The organism is Aquirufa sp. A-Brett2-W8, assembly GCF_054558755.1.
Genome location: NZ_JBPXKS010000003.1, coordinates 96,132 through 112,495, shown reverse-complemented (window position 1 = coordinate 112,495; position 16,364 = coordinate 96,132). Strand labels below are relative to the sequence as shown.

The following is a 16,364-nucleotide window of genomic DNA, read 5'->3' as shown; positions in this document are numbered from 1 at the left end:
CTTAATCTATTTCATCTGCCACCCTATTCGGAATTTCATCTTCTGCGGGTGGAATAACTAAACCTTCGAATAAAGCCTCAATTTTAGCTGCATAAGCTGCTGTATCATCTAAGAAGAACACTAAATTAGGAATGATACGCGCTTGCTTGCGGATACGAATCGCTAAGGCATTACGAATCGCTTTATTTCTATTATCTAATTCGTCCATGACAGACTCCCTGTCATCAATTAATAAGAAACTTAAATAACAACGCGCCACCGAAAGGTCAGGGCTAATTTTCACTTCAGTGACAGTTACCAGTCCTCTGCCAAAAATTTCTTTAAATTCTTTTTGAAAAATATCACTTAAATCTTTCTGTATTTGACGGCCAAATTTTTGTTGACGCTTAGTTTCCATGCTTGCTCTCTTTATCTAGGTCTTTTTATCTCAAAAAACACGTACAAATTTCATAATAATAATTGGAATCACCGTAATTTAGCGCTTTGTTTAGCCAAATATGTTTCAATTTATCAAATCCAACAGCCTTATTTCCATTCTACTCTTTCTGGTGGCAGGTGGATTTTTTGCATTTCTGCAGACTCAGCAGGGATTTAGTTATTTCCCTTGGGAAATAAAGAACTATTTAATTGGCCAAAAACTAAATCAAGGATTTCGACTTTACAAAGACATCCGAGACAATACGGGTCCGTTTGCTACGGGTTTTTATCAGTTATTAGATTTTTTATCCATCCCCTTATCGTCTAATCCCTACATCGCGTTTGGCATCAGTAGCATTCAGGCTTACATCTTCCATCAAACAATCAAAAAATTTGAATTAATGCCTAAAATGGGCGGAATGGCCTTTGGGATTTATCTTTTGTTATTCCACCTCACCATAGAATTTCATGTGCCTGATCCAGCCTTAATAGGCTTAACATTTTTATTATTGGCGTGGACAGAAATTATTCAGCAACAAAGAACCTTACTCGTAAATGACCGGGTATTTTTAGTCGGCATCTATCTAGCCACGGCCACCCTATTTTTCCCAGCCTATTTCTGGTTACTTCCCTGGGCTATTTTAAGTTTATTATTCTATTCTGGTATTTCTATTCGTCAAATACTTCTGACTTTAATGGGCTATTTGATCGTATTAACGATTACATCCATTGTATTTTCCTTCCGAGGAAACCTTCCCTATTTATGGCAAGTATACCGTAATTCCGCCTTCGAGTTTCAATTAATCTCCGTAAAAGAAGGCAAAGAAGTCCTGTTTTTTTATGCACCAGCTATCTTATTTGGCGCTTTTGGCCTTTATAAAGTAGTAGGCAATCCGAAGATTCGCGCGCATGCTCAAAAAGCACAACAAACAACCTTAATCTGGTTGTTTTTCAGTCTAATTGCCATCACCAATTTTCCAGCTTATTATCGAATCAATTTTGTGCTTTTATTGCCCCCATTTGCTTATTTAGGCTTAAATGTATTTTACCTAATCAAAAAATACTGGCAAAAGGAATTGGTTTTTTGGGCTTTAATAGGCGCTGTATTTTTCACTTATCAACAAGATGAGCCGATCGAACAAAAAACGAAAAATATCCAGATAAGCGGCCAAAAACTACTGATATTAGGACCAGAAATCGAAGAATATCTGACTAATGAAATGGTAGGGCCCTTTGTGAATTGGGATTTAGCGAAACCGCTTTTGAGTAATTTAAATTCCTATAAAAACGTCATTATCGTTCAGGAGTATTTTGTAAAAGATCGACCGACCTACATCTATGATTCAGAGGGTTATTTTAAAAAAATTGAACAACACCTTCCCTCTATAACGCAACAATACGTTTTAGTAAGTCCTAAATTATACTGTAAAAAATAGCTTAACAACAAGAAATCTTGTCAACCCGGCCTTGGTGACGACCACCTTCAAAAGGCGTATCTAAAAATACTTGTAAACATGCCTTCGCTTCCTCTAATGAGATGAAACGTACGGGTAGACACAAAATATTGGCGTCGTTGTGTTGACGAACTAAACTAGCTACTTCTGTATTCCAAGCTAATCCAGCTCTAATTCCCGCGTGCTTATTCGCTGTAATAGCAACTCCGTTTGCGCTACCACATAATAATAAACCAAAACTCACTTCGCCTTTCTCCACTGCATCAGCTACAGGATGAGCAAAATCTGGATAGTCCACAGAGTCCACAGAAAACGTTCCACAGTCTTTTACAGAAATACCTTTGGCCTCTAAAAAAGCGATTAAATCATTCTTATAATCAAAACCGGCGTGGTCACCACCTACTGCGAAACTTAAAGGAGCCTTCATGAATTTGTCATTTATTTTTACAAAGGTAGAAGGAATAGTCCTACATTTAGGAAACAATTTTTAAAAATATGACGGAGAATAACTGGAAAGAGGAAGAAGAAAAAATCAAACAAGCTTTTGGTGATAAAACCTGGGCTCAGATTAAATCGGAGGAGTCCTGGAGAATTTTTAAAATCATGAGTGAATTCGTCGAGGGCATTGATAAATTATCAAAGATTGGGCCCTGCGTTTCTATTTTTGGATCAGCTCGAACCAGCCCTGATAATTCCTATTATAAAATAGCAGAAGAAATAGCCGCGAAACTTGTGCGCCATGGATATGGAGTCATTACGGGTGGTGGCCCCGGCATTATGGAAGCGGGTAATAAAGGAGCAGCTAGTGAAAGAGGGCGCAGTGTGGGTTTAAACATCGAATTACCTTTCGAGCAAACGCCTAATCCCTACATCGATTCTGATAAAAATATGAACTTCGACTTCTTCTTTGTTCGCAAGGTCATGTTCGTTAAATATTCCCAAGGATTTATCATTATGCCTGGCGGATTTGGTACGCTAGACGAGATGTTTGAGTCGCTTACGTTGATCCAAACACATAAAATTGGTCGTTTCCCGGTGGTATTAGTAGGAAAAGAGTATTGGAGCGGATTAATCGATTGGATGAAAAAGACCATGGTGACACAGGGAAATATTCATGAAGAAGATCTTGAATTATTTGCCTTAGTCGACACACCGACGGAAGCCGTTCGTGTCATTGACGATTTCTATGCGAAGTACTTATTGAAACCTAATTTTTAGAAAAGAAGCGTTTTATATCTTCCAAAGTCAAGGCATTTAAAGTCAATTCCTTTAAGAGCCCACCTTTTCTACCTACTTTAATTCCCCATTCCATATCTCTTAAACCTGCGATTGCATGGGCGTCTGGATTAATGGAAACAAAAACGCCCTTGTCCATTGCCACATAAATATGGCGCCAATCTACATCTAAGCGATAGGGACTTGCGTTTAATTCAATCGATACGCCATTCGCCTTGCAGGCATCTAAAATCTTCGACATTTGAAGTGGAAAACCTGGTCTTGCTAACAATAAACGTCCCGTAGGATGACCTAAAACAGATGTAAATGGATTTTCAATAGCTTTCATGACACGAGGCATCGCTTTTTTTAAATCCATTATTAAACCAGCATGCACCGAAGCAACGACGTAGTCGAATGAGGATAAAACAGCCGCATCGTAATCCAAACTTCCATCAGGTAATATGTCCGCTTCAATTCCTTTTAGGATTTGGAAATCAGACCACTGCAAATTTAATTGATCTATTTCTTCGTGTTGACGCAATACATCCTCCTCTTTCAAACCTCCCGCATAAGCCGCATATTTAGAATGATCAGCTATGCCAAAGTAGCTCAAACCTAAGTCGCGACAAGCTTCAGCCATTTCGCTAAGGCTATTTTTACCATCAGAATAGGTGGAGTGATTGTGTAAACAACCACGTAAATCTTCGTATTTCACCAGGGATTTATCCCCGAGATTCGTGGCCCATTCAAATTCCCGCAGACCTTCGCGCATTTCGGGCACTATATACGGAAGATTTTGGGATTCATAAATGACCTTTTCTTCCGCAATATCTTTACCGTCAAATTTCTCATAAAAGTGAACTTGAGCTAAGTGATCGGGTGTGGCCGATAGAGCAAAAAGCTTCGTGACAAATTCAATTTTAGATGCAAAATGGATTTCGATCGGAATCAAATGCCCCTTCGCAAATCCTCGCCACGTAAAGGGAGAGGACTCTTTTAAGTCTTCCTCTAAACAATCAACAGACTGCAAAAGACCGGACGCTCCAAATAAATCGTCCGTTTCTACTAAAAATAATATTGAGCTAATTACCTCACAATGACGTCTTAATTCACCCGAGATGGACACTTTAGTAAATGCGGCACTTAATTCTTGTGCGATTTCATCTGCTAAATCTTGCGCCTTATTAATGCGCAATTTGCGTGAATTAGACTTAATGAAATGTATATTTAAGGCAACACTTTCGACAACAGCCCCGCCAAAACCTTTCAAATTAGCTAATCTACCATCTTCACAAGCGGCTAATAAATCATCGATTTCCGTAATCTGTAATTCTTGCCAAATCGTTCGAACCTTTTTAGGCCCTAAGCCTTTAATCTTCAATAGTAACAACAAGCCTGGGGGAGTCTGTTCTATGATTTGCTCCATATCCGAACAAGTACCTGAAGTTGCCACATCTTGCACAATTTTAACCACCACCTTCCCTACACCAGGAATTGCGAGTAATTCATCCTCAGATAAATTAGTTATCAATCCTGGAAATTTATCAAGACCACGCGCAGCAAAGGCTAAATTTTTACTCTTAAATTCATTTAGCCCATGCAGATCCCAAAGCTTTACTAACAGCTCGAGTACGTCTACAATTTGATCATTTTCCATGGCTACAAATATAAGCTAAAATAAAGTGGCTCCCTCTTTCGCAAGTAACCATTCTTTACGCCACAGTCCTCCACTATAACCAACCAGTTTTCCTGTAGAACCGATTACTCGATGGCAAGGATGAAAGAGTAAAATGGGGTTTTGGCCATTTGCGCTGCCTATAGCTTGAGCTGCTTTGGGCATTTTAAGTCGTTTTGCTATGTCGAGGTAGCTAGCAGTTTGTCCTTTCGGGATGTTTTTTAATTCCTGCCAAACCCGCTGTTGAAAAGGAGTTCCCACCTTCGGATCAATAGGAAAAGAGGCCAAATTCCCGGATTCAAAATAGGCCTGCAAAAGGACTATAATTTGTTGAACCTCCGTCTTATGCTCAATTATTTCTGGTTGAACTTGTTCTACAAAAGAACAGGATCTCAGGCCATCATCTGATAATTGAATATGCAATATTCCGATGGGACTCGAGAAATAAAATGTGGAGATAGTCATACGACATCAATATCAGACAAAAAATGGTAAATTTCCACTAATTAAAAGGCTATTTTGGTAAAATTTAAAAATTTATAAAGCTTTGGAAAATCAATCCAAAAATAAAATTCTAAATTATCATCATATCAAGCATTTAAATAATCAATGGCATGAATTTTACCTTTAAAGGCTACGAGACTGATGGATTTTTTGATGAAATGTTCGAAGCGGACGGAAGTGTACGAGCCGGATATGAACACTTCAAGGAACGTGTGGAACAACTCACACAAGATGAATTCTTGCGCCGCCAGCAATCCGCCGAAAGAGCCTTAATGGCCATGGGAATTACTTTCAATGTCTATTCAGAAAACGAAGGAACCGAGCGTATCATGCCAGTGGATATCATTCCCCGAATCGTCGAAGCCAAAGAATGGGAAAAGATTGAAAAAGGACTAATTCAGCGTATCACAGCCTTAAATTTGTTCTTAAATGATATTTATTCGGATCAAAAGATTATCCGAGATGGCATCATTCCTGCAGAAGTTATTCATACCTCTAAAGACTTTTTAAAGGCCTGCATCGGAATCAAACCCGCAAAAAACATCTACATACACATTACTGGAACCGATTTGATTCGAGGTAGTGATGGAGAATACATGATTTTGGAAGATAATTTACGTTGTCCATCCGGAGTTTCCTACATGATGGAAAATCGGGAATTATTGAAGCAAACTTTTCCAGAAGTGGTCGCCAAAACACAGATTAGACCCATCGCCGATTACCCCAATAAGTTATTAGAAATGTTGCGTTTTATCAGTGACCGACCAGATCCGACCGTTGTTGTTTTAACTCCGGGTATTTATAATTCAGCCTATTTTGAGCACTCCTACCTCGCTCAACAAATGGGAGTAGAACTAGTAGATGCGCGTGATTTAGTCGTGCACAAGGGTTATGTAAAAATGCGGACTACGAAGGGTTTCCAAATCGTCGATGTCATTTACCGACGCATTGATGACACTTTTTTAGACCCTAAGGTCTTTAATCCTGATTCTATGATCGGTATTCCGGGTATTTTTGACGTATATAAAAAGGGCAAAGTTGCCATTGCAAATGCCCCAGGAACGGGCGTGGCGGACGATAAAGTAATTTACGCCCATGTGCCACGCATCATCAAATACTATTTAAATGAGGAACCCATCATCCAGAATGTCAAAACCTACATTTGTTCGGAGGAAGATGATCGCAACTATGTCTTAGAAAATATCGAGAAATTAGTGGTGAAGGAGGCAAATGAGGCAGGAGGCTATGGTATGTTAATAGGGCCAAAGTCCACCAAAGAAGAACAAGAAAAATTCAAAACCCTAATTCGTAACAATCCAAGAAATTACATCGCCCAGCCGACTATTTCTTTATCGCGGGTACCTTGCTTAATAGAAGATCATGCCGAAGGCCGACACGTGGATTTGCGTCCTTATATTTTATATGGAGATGGCGTGAATGTCATGCCGGGTGGTTTAACGCGAGTGGCCTTAAGAAAAGATTCACTTGTGGTTAATTCATCACAAGGGGGTGGGTCGAAGGATACGTGGGTTATGTATTAGGTTTTCGGGGTCTGAATCGTTGAAAGATCAAATGATTCCGCCCCCGAAATCCTATTACATAAATAGGGGAAATGGATAGGTCAAATAATTTTGCCTATTCAAAATCCTTCGGACTCATTTCCTCCGGACTATCGACTAGCGACTAAAAATTTCACATATCCATCAAAAAAGGGGCGAATGCCCCTTTTTTGATACCAACTTTGTACTTTGTACTTTTTGCTTTGTGCTTTTAAAAATCAAGAGCTATCCTAGCTCTTGATTTTTAAGTATATCCTCCATCGTCTCCCGCCTCCGAATCACTCTCGCTATACCGCCATCTACTAATACCTCAGCTGGAAGAAAACGTGAATTATAATGGGAGGCCATCGTGAAACCATAGGCTCCAGCATTTGCCATTGCAATAATATCCCCCTCTTTTACTTCATTTAATAGGCGTTCATTTTCTTTCCCTTTCAAGTCAAACGAGAAAGTGTCTGTCTCGCAGATATATCCACTAACCCGGTATTCCTCTTGTTTCGAAGTATCTTGATTAGAGGCATTGAAAATATAGTGGTAGGCACCATACATCATAGGGCGAATTAGGTGATTCAAACCGGTATTAATTCCGACAAAGGTTTTCACTGGATCACACTTAACGACATTAGTCTCGGCTAAGAAAGTGCCTGATTCGCTAACCAAAAACTTGCCAGGTTCCACCCAAAGGCGTAATTCACGGCCGTATTTTGCACAAAATGCGTGGAAGGCGTTGCTCATTATTTGGCCTACTTCCTTCATATTAACACCTGGATCTTCGGGAGAATAAGGCACTTTAAATCCACCACCTAGGTCGATGATTTGTAAGTCTTTGAAGTCATAAGCAAAATCAAAAAGGGCCGATGCTGCTTGCTCAAAGGTCTTTCCGTCTTTTATATCTGAACCGGTATGCTGGTGCAAGCCGATTACATTCATGTTATATTTCTTTATAATAGCTAGAATCTCCGCTTTTTGATGGATTGAAATACCAAATTTCGATTCAGGATGAGCCGTCATAATCTTCTCATTTCCACCCCCAAAAACGTGAGGCTTAATGCGAATCAAACATGGCTGAGAAGAACCATAGGTGGCTCCAAACTTTTCCAAAACGGATAAATTATCTAAGTTGACAATCGCACCTTTGGAAACCGCGTATTCAATCTCCGAAAAATGAACCCCAGAGGGCGTGAAGGTGATATTTTTACCTTCATATCCGGCGATCAAGCCCATCTCTAATTCCTGAGGGGAAACCACATCCATATCGACTCCATTCCCACGCATTAAGCGTAAAATGGATAAATTGGTATTGGCCTTTACTGCATATTTAATAGTCAAATCAATTCCCTCAAAAGCGGCTCTTAAAACCGAGATTTTTTCCCTAATTTTGTTAGCATCGTATACATATAGAGGTGTACCAAATTCTTTGGCCAAATCTGTTAAAGGAATGTTCTGAATTGAATAATATGCCATAGGGAAAATTGTAAGCCACAAAGATACTAATCTAACGAACATGAAAAGAATATTTATCGCCTTATTCCTACTTGCGCCTGTATTCATGCAAGCACAAATCAAGAGTGGACCTATGTTAGGCTATTCTGAAATGAAGGAGGTTTTAGTTTGGGTTCAAACCGAAAAATCTGCTGATGTAAGCATTAATTACTGGGAAAAAGGGGATAATACGAAGCATAAAACGGATCCCATTCATACCGAAAAATCCAATGCTTTTATCGCAAGAATAATTGCAGATGAGGTTACAATGGGTAAAAAATACGAGTACGAGGTAGTTGTGAATGGCAAAAAAATGGTCTTTGATTATGCCTTAGAATTTCAAACACAAGATCTTTGGCAATACCGTCATGATCCCCCTGCTTTCTCCTTTATATTCGGGACTTGTAATTATGTGAATGAAGAAGCAACCGATCGCCCAGGAAGAGGCTATGGCGGGGCAGATGAAGTTTATGCGGCCATGCATGCTAAAAAACCTGATTTTATGCTTTGGGGTGGGGACAATTTCTATTACCGCGAGCCAGATTATACGAGAACTGGAATGATTCACCGCAATGACCATGCGCGCGCCGTAAAATCGATGCAACCGTTGTTAGCGAATGTGCACCACTATGCCATTTGGGATGATCATGATTATGGTCCAAATGATTCAGATCGCTCTTTTCCATTGAAAAACCTGTCATTGGAAATGTTTAAAATGTATTGGGGTAATACCAATTTTGTATTTCCTAATGAAGGTATTACAAGTAAATTTCAATGGGCCGACGTCGAGTTTTTCCTGATGGATGACCGCTGGAAAAAGGCTCCTAATGAGTTAAATGACCCTAATAAAGACTATTGGGGTGCAAAGCAGATGAATTGGTTGATGGATGCCTTAATCTCATCTAAAGCTAGCTTTAAGATTATTGTCAACGGCGGTCAAGTGATCAGCCCGGCCAAAGTTTTTGAAAATATGGCCAATTACGAAGCCGAGAGAACCCATTTATTGAAAGAACTAAAGAACCGTAAAATCCCGGGTGTCCTATTTTTATCTGGCGATCGCCACATCACTAATTTGAACAAATTAGAGCGAGAAGGCACCTATCCCTTATTTGATTTAACTGTTTCGCCAATGACTGCTGGAAAAGCGGATGCGGTAAAGCAGGATTATAACGAGACATTGGTGGAGGGGACTTTGGTACAAGAAAGAGCCTTCTCTAAAATCGAAGTAACAGGACCTTTAAAAGACCGGACCTTAACAATTACTATTTTTAATGTAAAAGGGGAAATAGTCTGGACCAAAGAAATAAAGTCAAACCAATTAAAATAATATGGAAGTAGTTTTAAACCGCTTAGATCAAGATTTTCACTTTGAGGCCAAAGGTTCCTCCCCTATTTCCGTGCACATCGATGCCGCGGAAGGAATCGGTGGACACAATGCCGGTGCTCGTCCCATGGAACTCTTATTAATGGGCCTTGGCGGTTGTACCGCTATCGATGTGATCTTAATCTTAAAGAAGCAAAGACAAGTCGTAGACGATTTCCAAATCCGCGTGCAGGGAGATCGTAAAAAAATCGAAGGAACAGAGAAAAATCCATTCCATGCAATAAACATTCAATTTGAATTAAAGGGCCAAATAGATGGTAATAAAGCCCTAAAAGCCATCCAAATGTCCATGGACAAATATTGTTCTGCCACGGCTCAATTAGAGCCTAGTGCCACTATTACACATACCTTACTATTAAACGGAGAAAAATTCGACGCCTAACATGCAAGCATATTTAGATTTACTGACTCATATCAAAGAAAACGGAACGTTTAAATCAGATCGAACTGGAACAGGAACAACTAGTGTGTTTGGTTATCAAATGCGATTCAATCTAAAAGACGGCTTCCCTTTAGTTACCACGAAGAAAACCCACTTAAAATCCATCATTTATGAATTATTATGGTTCTTAAAAGGGGAAACAAATATTGGGTATTTAACTGAAAATAGTGTGCGCATTTGGGATGAATGGGCTGACGAGAACGGAGATCTAGGTCCTGTATATGGTAAACAATGGAGAAGTTGGGAAGGGGCTAATGGGGTTGTTATTGACCAAATAAAAGAAGCCGTTCAAACCCTAAAAACTAATCCCGATTCACGCCGCATCATCGTCAGCGCTTGGAACGTGGCAGACTTGCCTAAAATGGCTTTAATGCCTTGCCATGCCTTCTTTCAGTTCTATGTAGCGGATGGAAAGCTATCCTGTCAGTTATATCAACGCTCTGCCGATGTATTCTTAGGTGTACCCTTTAATATCGCCTCTTATGCCCTATTAACGATGATGATCGCTCAGGTATGTGATTTAGGCTTGGGTGATTTTGTTTGGACCGGTGGAGATACCCACCTATACAGCAATCATATGGAACAAGTTGAATTGCAATTATCGAGAACTCCTCGGGATTTGCCTACCATGAAAATCAATCCAAAGGTGAAAGATATTTTAGACTTCCAATACGAAGACTTTAGCTTAGAAGGTTATGATCCTTATCCGGGGATTAAGGCGCCTGTAGCAGTGTAAAGCAAAGAGTATAAAGCACAAAGAATAAAGGTGGAATCAAAAAAAGCGGCATTTGCCGCTTTTTTTGATGGATATATTAAACATTTCATGAATCATCGCCGGAGGCGAAACCACCTTTATGCTTTTTGCTCTGTGCTTTACTATTTTACTCCACCTTCAGCTGCTAAAATCCGACAATCCTTATACTCCTCATCGATAAAGATAAAGACATCATCCTTTGCTTTTAAGAACCACTTTTCGATTGCATTGTTCTTCTTGCGCGATAAGGTGATTTGAGCCAGTTTTTGGTAATCATCTTTCAAGTTTGCAAAATGAGGAGGGTGCTTTGCTTTATAATATAAAATTCGAACAGCAGAACGTCCATCATCCGTACGGAATGGAATAGGCGTTGAAATAGTCCCCACTTTCATCGAATCAAGCGCAAAGAACAACGCTGGGTCCATGGTGCCATCATAGGCTAAACGATTCGCCCCAGTTGAAGCTTCCATTAACACACCACCAGCATCTTGGGTTGGTTTGTCTTCTGAAAATTCTTTTGCCGCTTTCTCAAACGTAGTTGAATCGCGTTGAACCAGAACTCGAATACTATCTAAGAATTTAGTCGGGTCAGTCAGATCTAGTTTTTGATAATCGGGTCTTAATAAAATATGGCGTGCATGGTATTCCTGACCTCTGATCTCTAGTAATTGTATTAGATGGAAACCAAATTCTGATTCGACAACCTCGGACATTTGATTCGGTTTCATTCGTAGAGCTGCTGCCTCGAAAGGGGCAACCATGGCACCACGTTTAGCAAAACCTAAATCACCACCACGTTTTCCTGAACCTAAATCTTCTGAGTGCACTTTAGCTAAATCTTCAAAACTCTCCCCCTTCTCCACTCGACGACGGAAGTCCATCAGTTTCGCATATAATTCTTCTTTTTGATTCTTATTAGGCTTAGCGATACGGATGATATGACTAATCTCTACTTCTGCAGGCAAATAAGGTAAGGAATCACGTGGAATTTCATTGAAAAATGCTGCCACTTCTTTAGGTGTGATTTTTACATCATCGGTAATCTTATCCTGCATTTTTCGGCCTGTTAATTGCTCCTTCAAAGATGATCGTAAATCTTCCTTCAACGTCGCAATTGATTTGCCATAAGCTTCCACAATGTTTTTAGCAGAACCGTATTGACCTTCCATCTGCTCCATGCGACTAGTCAATTCAGCCTCAATACGCTTATCTTCTACGATTACAGAATCTATCTCTGCTTTTGCCAGCATGAGTTTATTAACGACTAAACCTTCTAAAATTTGGCAGCGATTAGGCGTGTCAGCCTGACCACTAGTCAGGTATTGCTGGTATTGATTCTCCACCTCAGATTTTAAAATGAAATAATTGTCCACCTTCACGATGATGCGATCCAATACATTTTTATTTTCTACCTCTTGTGCAAAGGCAGATAAACTCCCTAACACACAACACCAACCTAAAACCCAACGAGTCAATTTCATATTTTTAATTTTTCAGTATTTTTCCTAATTCTTCTGTATTAATCACTACTGGATATTGCTGCTTCAATTTAGCTATCCATTCCTTATCTAATCTTTCTTGTAAAGCACGAATCACTAAACCACGCGCTTCTTCAAAAGAACGTGAACGCTCAGGATCTACTTTCTTTATTTCGACAAAAGCGAACTTCCCTCCGCCTTCATACGATTTAGGTCCCACTTTCCATTCAATTGCATCGATAACAGGGGATACTCCTTTTTTAAAATAACCCTCTTTAGCTTCTAAACTCTCCGGTTTTAACGCATTAAATCGCTTGACTACATCCTCCATGCTAGATGAGAAGAAACGAAACGATACCCGGGCATTTTTTACTTTTACTGTCTTCGAGGCTGATTTCAAATTAGCTTCATCTTTTTGAATGATTCGGTGAGATGAAATTCCTTTAGACGTTAAAAAGGCAACTACTTTATTAATTCTAGCTTCTGAGAGACTATCTTCTTCCGATGTATCGCGATGACCCGATATCTCTACCACATAATCCCCATTTTTAGCCATTGTTAAAAATAATTCAGCTATTAATTTAGTGGCAGGCTCCTCGAATTTAGATTCCTTCAAACTAAATGAAATATCTGAAAATTTCTTATTCATTGGGTAAGGAGATTGCTTTAATAAGTCCAAAGCTTCCTTCAATGTTTTCTGTGAATCAGCCACCACTAATTTAGCTTCCACACGGGCAGGCATCACAAACTGAGCCTTATGCTCTTCAAAGAATTTTGCTTGTGCTAATGAGTCGAGTGATTTCTCAAAAATCTCCCGATCTGTCATTTTGCTAAACAAACTTCCTTCTAAAAAATCAGCCATTTGCTCTTTAAAGGCGGGGTATTTGCTTTCCAAATGAGTCTCCTCAGCCTGCAAGGCCTCTTTTTCAATCAGTTCATCTAAATAAGATTGCTCAGAAACGATAGGCAAATAGCCTAAGGCTTTAATACGTCTTTTTTGTTGTGCTTGCACATAACTATAGAAATCCCCCACTTTATATGGCTTATCTAAAATAGAAAAAATAATCTCTTGCAAGAAAGGTTCTGTCCCCGTTCTCTCTACAGACATTCTTTCAAAAGCAGCTTTTTTTACAGCCTCCTGCACAATTACTTTATTTTCAATACGAACACGCTTCATAAAAGCTTGCTTTATTAAACCTTGACGGTCAGCATCAGTCAGCACTTTTTGCTTAATAAACTCCGACATATCTTCAAAAGTCAACAAAGGCTTTTTATCTACTAATTTAAAAAGCTGCCAACCTAAATTAGTACGAATAGGTTTAGAAAGATCTCCGATTGATTCTAAACCAAATAAGGCATCTTGTAATTCCTCACTAAGGTCGGACGAAAAATACCAACGTCTTATTTCGCCACCGCGACCTCTTGAATAGGGATCCTCCGAGTAATTCTTGCAAACCAATTCAAAACTCTCTCCCGCCTTTAAATAAGCTTCTACTTGTTCAATTTTCTTCTTCGCCTCTACTTGCAAACTGGTAGGCGCGTCCACCGCAGCTGAAACAATGATATGAGCTAAACGTATTTTACCTGAGTTAGGTCTTTGGTTCAAAATCTTAACGATATGGTAGCCACTAGAATTCCTGAATGGCTTCGAATATTCCCCTATTCCAATGGAATAAATGGCATTTTCGAAATCGTAATCTGTTTGCAATGAAGTAATATAACCTAAAACACCACCTTTTAGGGCAGAGGATTCATCTTCTGAAAATCGAGAGGCTAAAGAAGCAAAATCTTCACCTGCTTTTAGTTTTTGGTATATATTCTCTATTTTCTGATAGGCAAGCAAGGTATCGGATGGACCAGCATTCTCCCCTAATTTCACCAGGATTTGACTGCTCTTTTTCTCCTCCTTCATTCGCTGATAAGCTTGTTTTACTAGCATATCAAGCGTAGGCATATCTACTAAATAAGGGGTGGCTAACTCTTTCCGGAAACTCACATATTCTTCCTTGAAATCTGGTTGATCCGCTAGTTTCTCTTGTTCTGCCGCTACAATTTTTAATTGATAATCAATGTAATCGGACAAAAAAGCAGCTTGGTTTTCTTTGGTTATGCTATCTGATTCTACAAGCGGTTGATATACCTGTAAAAAACTCTCTGATGATATTTTCTTGGGACCAATCTGAATAGGTGCAGCACTTTGCGCTATACTGGCAAAAGGCAAATACAAGATAAATCCAACAACAATTTTATAATTCTTCATTCTTAAAAATAAGCATACAAAATTACGAATAATCCGTGACAAACACGGTTAATCTACATTAATTTGAACAGTATACTGATATTCATAAGCGTCAATTCCCTTACGCCCCCCTATCCATTTTCCCATTCGTACGAAAGTTTTCGCCGAATCATAATCCCACTGAGTCTCCGATACACCTAATAAGTCTTTTACATCTATTTCACTGAGCCAGTCTAAGCCAAATGAACCCGCTTTCATACCCCATAAAAACCAGGCTACTGGATTTTCTGCTGAGATTAATGCCAAAGGCAAAGACAATACACCACTGACAGAATTAAATCGATTTACCCATTTTTTAGTGGGTTGGTAATCTTCTATTTCGAAGAGAGAAAGCTGAAAACTGGCTTTTTGGCCTGGTTTTAAACGAATAGACAAACTCTTTATTGTATCTAATCGAATCACTTGCCCCTTCTTTACCCGTCCTACATAGGATGAAAAAATTTGAACTGGCAACAATTTCTCGTCTTCTATAATTCCGATTGCTCCCACCACTAGAAGCTCATCCCCTAAAAGTTCCTGAGTCTTTTTTACATTCAAAGTCTGCGGTGAAACACGAATGTTCTTTTCAATTTGCCTTACAGGATCTGCAGACAATTGTATAGCCGGTTTGCGGGAACAAGAAAAAAGTCCAACCAAGAAAATAATCAGAATTAAACGCATGGAGCAGGTTCTTGCTGTGTCAAACAATGGAAACTTCCTTGTCCCCAAATAATCTCACGAGCTGATAAACCAATCACCGGCCGATCCGTAAATAATTCACCTAATATACCTAAGGCAATTTCATCTTGTGGGCAACCAAATATAGGAACCAATACACCCGCATTGCAGATATAGAAATTTGCATAAGAACCTGGGGCTCTAAATCCATCGATCACCACCGCATCAGGCATGGGAATCTCCACAATATGTAAGGGAGAACCATCCAAAAGCACCATCTGCTTTAACTCTTTAAGATTGGCAGCGAGGACGGCATGATTTTCATCTAATTCGTTTGGCTCTACCATGGCGATCACCGTATTCGAATTCACAAAGCGTACCGTATCATCGATATGTCCATCTGTATCATCGCCTACAATTCCATCCGACACCCAAAGCACCTGTGAAACTCCGTAATAGTTAGTCAAATATTCCTCGATTTGAGCTTGATTTAGATGTAGATTCCGATTAGGATTCAATAAACAAGAACGACTCGTCAAAACCGTTCCTGCCCCATTAAAGTCGACTGATCCACCTTCCATTATGATTCCAGGTGAAACAGAGGGTAAGGATAAATGGGAGGCAATAGTTAAGGGAAGTGAGTTATCCTCTTCAAATGGTGGATATTTTCCTCCCCAGGCATTGTATTCCCAATCAACTAACAAACGATTAGAACTACACTCTTTCACTAAAAAAGCGGGACCATGATCCCGGCACCAGGCATCGTTTGTTTTTTGAATATTAAACTCAATTTTAGAGGGATCAATACCATACACAAGTAATTGACTTTCCACGAAGAATTTCAATTCAACAGAATTCACATTGATTCGAACTTGTTCCCCCGCTGAAATAGCTTTGATCAAAGCAAAATATTCCGGATACATTTGACCTAATTTTTCTTCCTGCCAAGAATGGTCATTATGCGGAAACGTAATCCAAGTAGCAATATGGGGATGCCATTCGGCTGGGAAAAAGTATCCTTGTTCTTTCGGAAACATGAGC

15 protein-coding genes are annotated in these 16,364 nt (G+C 39.4%); 6 read left to right on the top strand and 9 right to left on the bottom strand.

Features of this window, described 5'->3' with window-relative positions; translation table 11 throughout:
* Nucleotide 1: 1 nt before the first annotated feature.
* A complete protein-coding gene (gene rbfA, locus ACST13_RS02380; protein ID WP_459521623.1) occupies nucleotides 2–397 on the bottom strand; it encodes a 30S ribosome-binding factor RbfA in 396 nt (131 codons plus the stop codon).
* 100 nt (nucleotides 398–497) lie between these two features.
* Here rbfA and ACST13_RS02375 point away from each other — a divergent pair, with 100 nt between their 5' ends.
* Nucleotides 498–1,853, top strand: coding sequence for a DUF6427 family protein (locus tag ACST13_RS02375; RefSeq protein ID WP_459521622.1), 1,356 nt, complete (start codon nucleotides 498–500; stop codon nucleotides 1,851–1,853).
* A gap of 1 nt (nucleotide 1,854) precedes the next feature.
* Here ACST13_RS02375 and rpiB read toward each other — a convergent pair whose 3' ends face one another.
* Complete coding sequence (gene rpiB, locus ACST13_RS02370; protein ID WP_459521621.1) at nucleotides 1,855–2,298, bottom strand: ribose 5-phosphate isomerase B; 444 nt, start codon at nucleotides 2,296–2,298, stop codon at nucleotides 1,855–1,857.
* Between the two features lie 68 nt (nucleotides 2,299–2,366).
* Between rpiB and ACST13_RS02365 the strand changes: the two genes are divergently transcribed.
* Complete coding sequence (locus tag ACST13_RS02365) at nucleotides 2,367–3,089, top strand: LOG family protein (protein WP_459521620.1); 723 nt, start codon at nucleotides 2,367–2,369, stop codon at nucleotides 3,087–3,089.
* Here ACST13_RS02365 and ACST13_RS02360 read toward each other — a convergent pair.
* A complete protein-coding gene (locus ACST13_RS02360) occupies nucleotides 3,079–4,746 on the bottom strand; it encodes a PHP domain-containing protein (protein WP_459521619.1) in 1,668 nt (555 codons plus the stop codon). The genes ACST13_RS02365 and ACST13_RS02360 overlap by 11 nt on opposite strands.
* A gap of 15 nt (nucleotides 4,747–4,761) precedes the next feature.
* A complete protein-coding gene (locus ACST13_RS02355; RefSeq protein WP_459521618.1) occupies nucleotides 4,762–5,229 on the bottom strand; it encodes a methylated-DNA--[protein]-cysteine S-methyltransferase in 468 nt (155 codons plus the stop codon).
* 149 nt (nucleotides 5,230–5,378) lie between these two features.
* Between ACST13_RS02355 and ACST13_RS02350 the strand changes: the two genes are divergently transcribed.
* Nucleotides 5,379–6,809: a circularly permuted type 2 ATP-grasp protein gene (locus ACST13_RS02350; RefSeq protein ID WP_459521617.1), complete on the top strand. Its 1,431-nt coding sequence runs from the start codon at nucleotides 5,379–5,381 to the stop codon at nucleotides 6,807–6,809.
* Between the two features lie 243 nt (nucleotides 6,810–7,052).
* Here the strand turns inward: ACST13_RS02350 and lysA are convergent, their stop codons facing one another.
* Nucleotides 7,053–8,291 carry a diaminopimelate decarboxylase gene (lysA, locus tag ACST13_RS02345; RefSeq protein WP_459521616.1) on the bottom strand — a complete coding sequence of 413 codons (1,239 nt, stop codon included), beginning with the start codon at nucleotides 8,289–8,291 and terminating at the stop codon, nucleotides 7,053–7,055.
* A 40-nt stretch (nucleotides 8,292–8,331) separates the two neighbouring features.
* On the opposite strand from lysA, the gene ACST13_RS02340 reads away from it, so the two are divergent.
* The 3 genes from ACST13_RS02340 to ACST13_RS02330 are packed head-to-tail and all read left to right on the top strand — an operon-like array spanning nucleotide 8,332 to nucleotide 10,871.
* Nucleotides 8,332–9,636 (top strand): alkaline phosphatase D family protein, encoded by a 1,305-nt coding sequence (locus ACST13_RS02340; RefSeq protein WP_459521615.1) that lies wholly within the window; start codon nucleotides 8,332–8,334, stop codon nucleotides 9,634–9,636.
* Between the two features lies 1 nt (nucleotide 9,637).
* On the top strand, nucleotides 9,638–10,075 hold the full coding sequence (locus ACST13_RS02335; RefSeq protein WP_459521614.1) for an OsmC family protein: 438 nt from the start codon (nucleotides 9,638–9,640) through the stop codon (nucleotides 10,073–10,075).
* A 1-nt stretch (nucleotide 10,076) separates the two neighbouring features.
* Nucleotides 10,077–10,871 (top strand): thymidylate synthase, encoded by a 795-nt coding sequence (locus ACST13_RS02330; protein WP_459521613.1) that lies wholly within the window; start codon nucleotides 10,077–10,079, stop codon nucleotides 10,869–10,871.
* Nucleotides 10,872–11,011: 140 nt separating this feature from the next.
* Here the strand turns inward: ACST13_RS02330 and ACST13_RS02325 are convergent, their stop codons facing one another.
* From ACST13_RS02325 to ACST13_RS02310, 4 genes are read right to left on the bottom strand one after another with little or no spacing between them, the layout of a single operon-like run.
* Nucleotides 11,012–12,370, bottom strand: a complete 1,359-nt coding sequence (locus ACST13_RS02325) for a peptidylprolyl isomerase (RefSeq protein WP_459521612.1) — start codon at nucleotides 12,368–12,370, stop codon at nucleotides 11,012–11,014.
* Nucleotides 12,371–12,374: 4 nt separating this feature from the next.
* The gene (locus tag ACST13_RS02320) at nucleotides 12,375–14,627 is read right to left on the bottom strand and encodes a peptidylprolyl isomerase (RefSeq protein WP_459521611.1); all 2,253 of its coding nucleotides are present in this window, start codon (nucleotides 14,625–14,627) and stop codon (nucleotides 12,375–12,377) included.
* 48 nt (nucleotides 14,628–14,675) lie between these two features.
* Complete coding sequence (locus ACST13_RS02315; protein WP_459521610.1) at nucleotides 14,676–15,326, bottom strand: hypothetical protein; 651 nt, start codon at nucleotides 15,324–15,326, stop codon at nucleotides 14,676–14,678.
* Complete coding sequence (locus ACST13_RS02310) at nucleotides 15,317–16,360, bottom strand: agmatine deiminase family protein (RefSeq protein WP_459521609.1); 1,044 nt, start codon at nucleotides 16,358–16,360, stop codon at nucleotides 15,317–15,319. The genes ACST13_RS02315 and ACST13_RS02310 overlap by 10 nt, the downstream gene beginning before the upstream one ends.
* Nucleotides 16,361–16,364 lie beyond the last annotated feature (4 nt).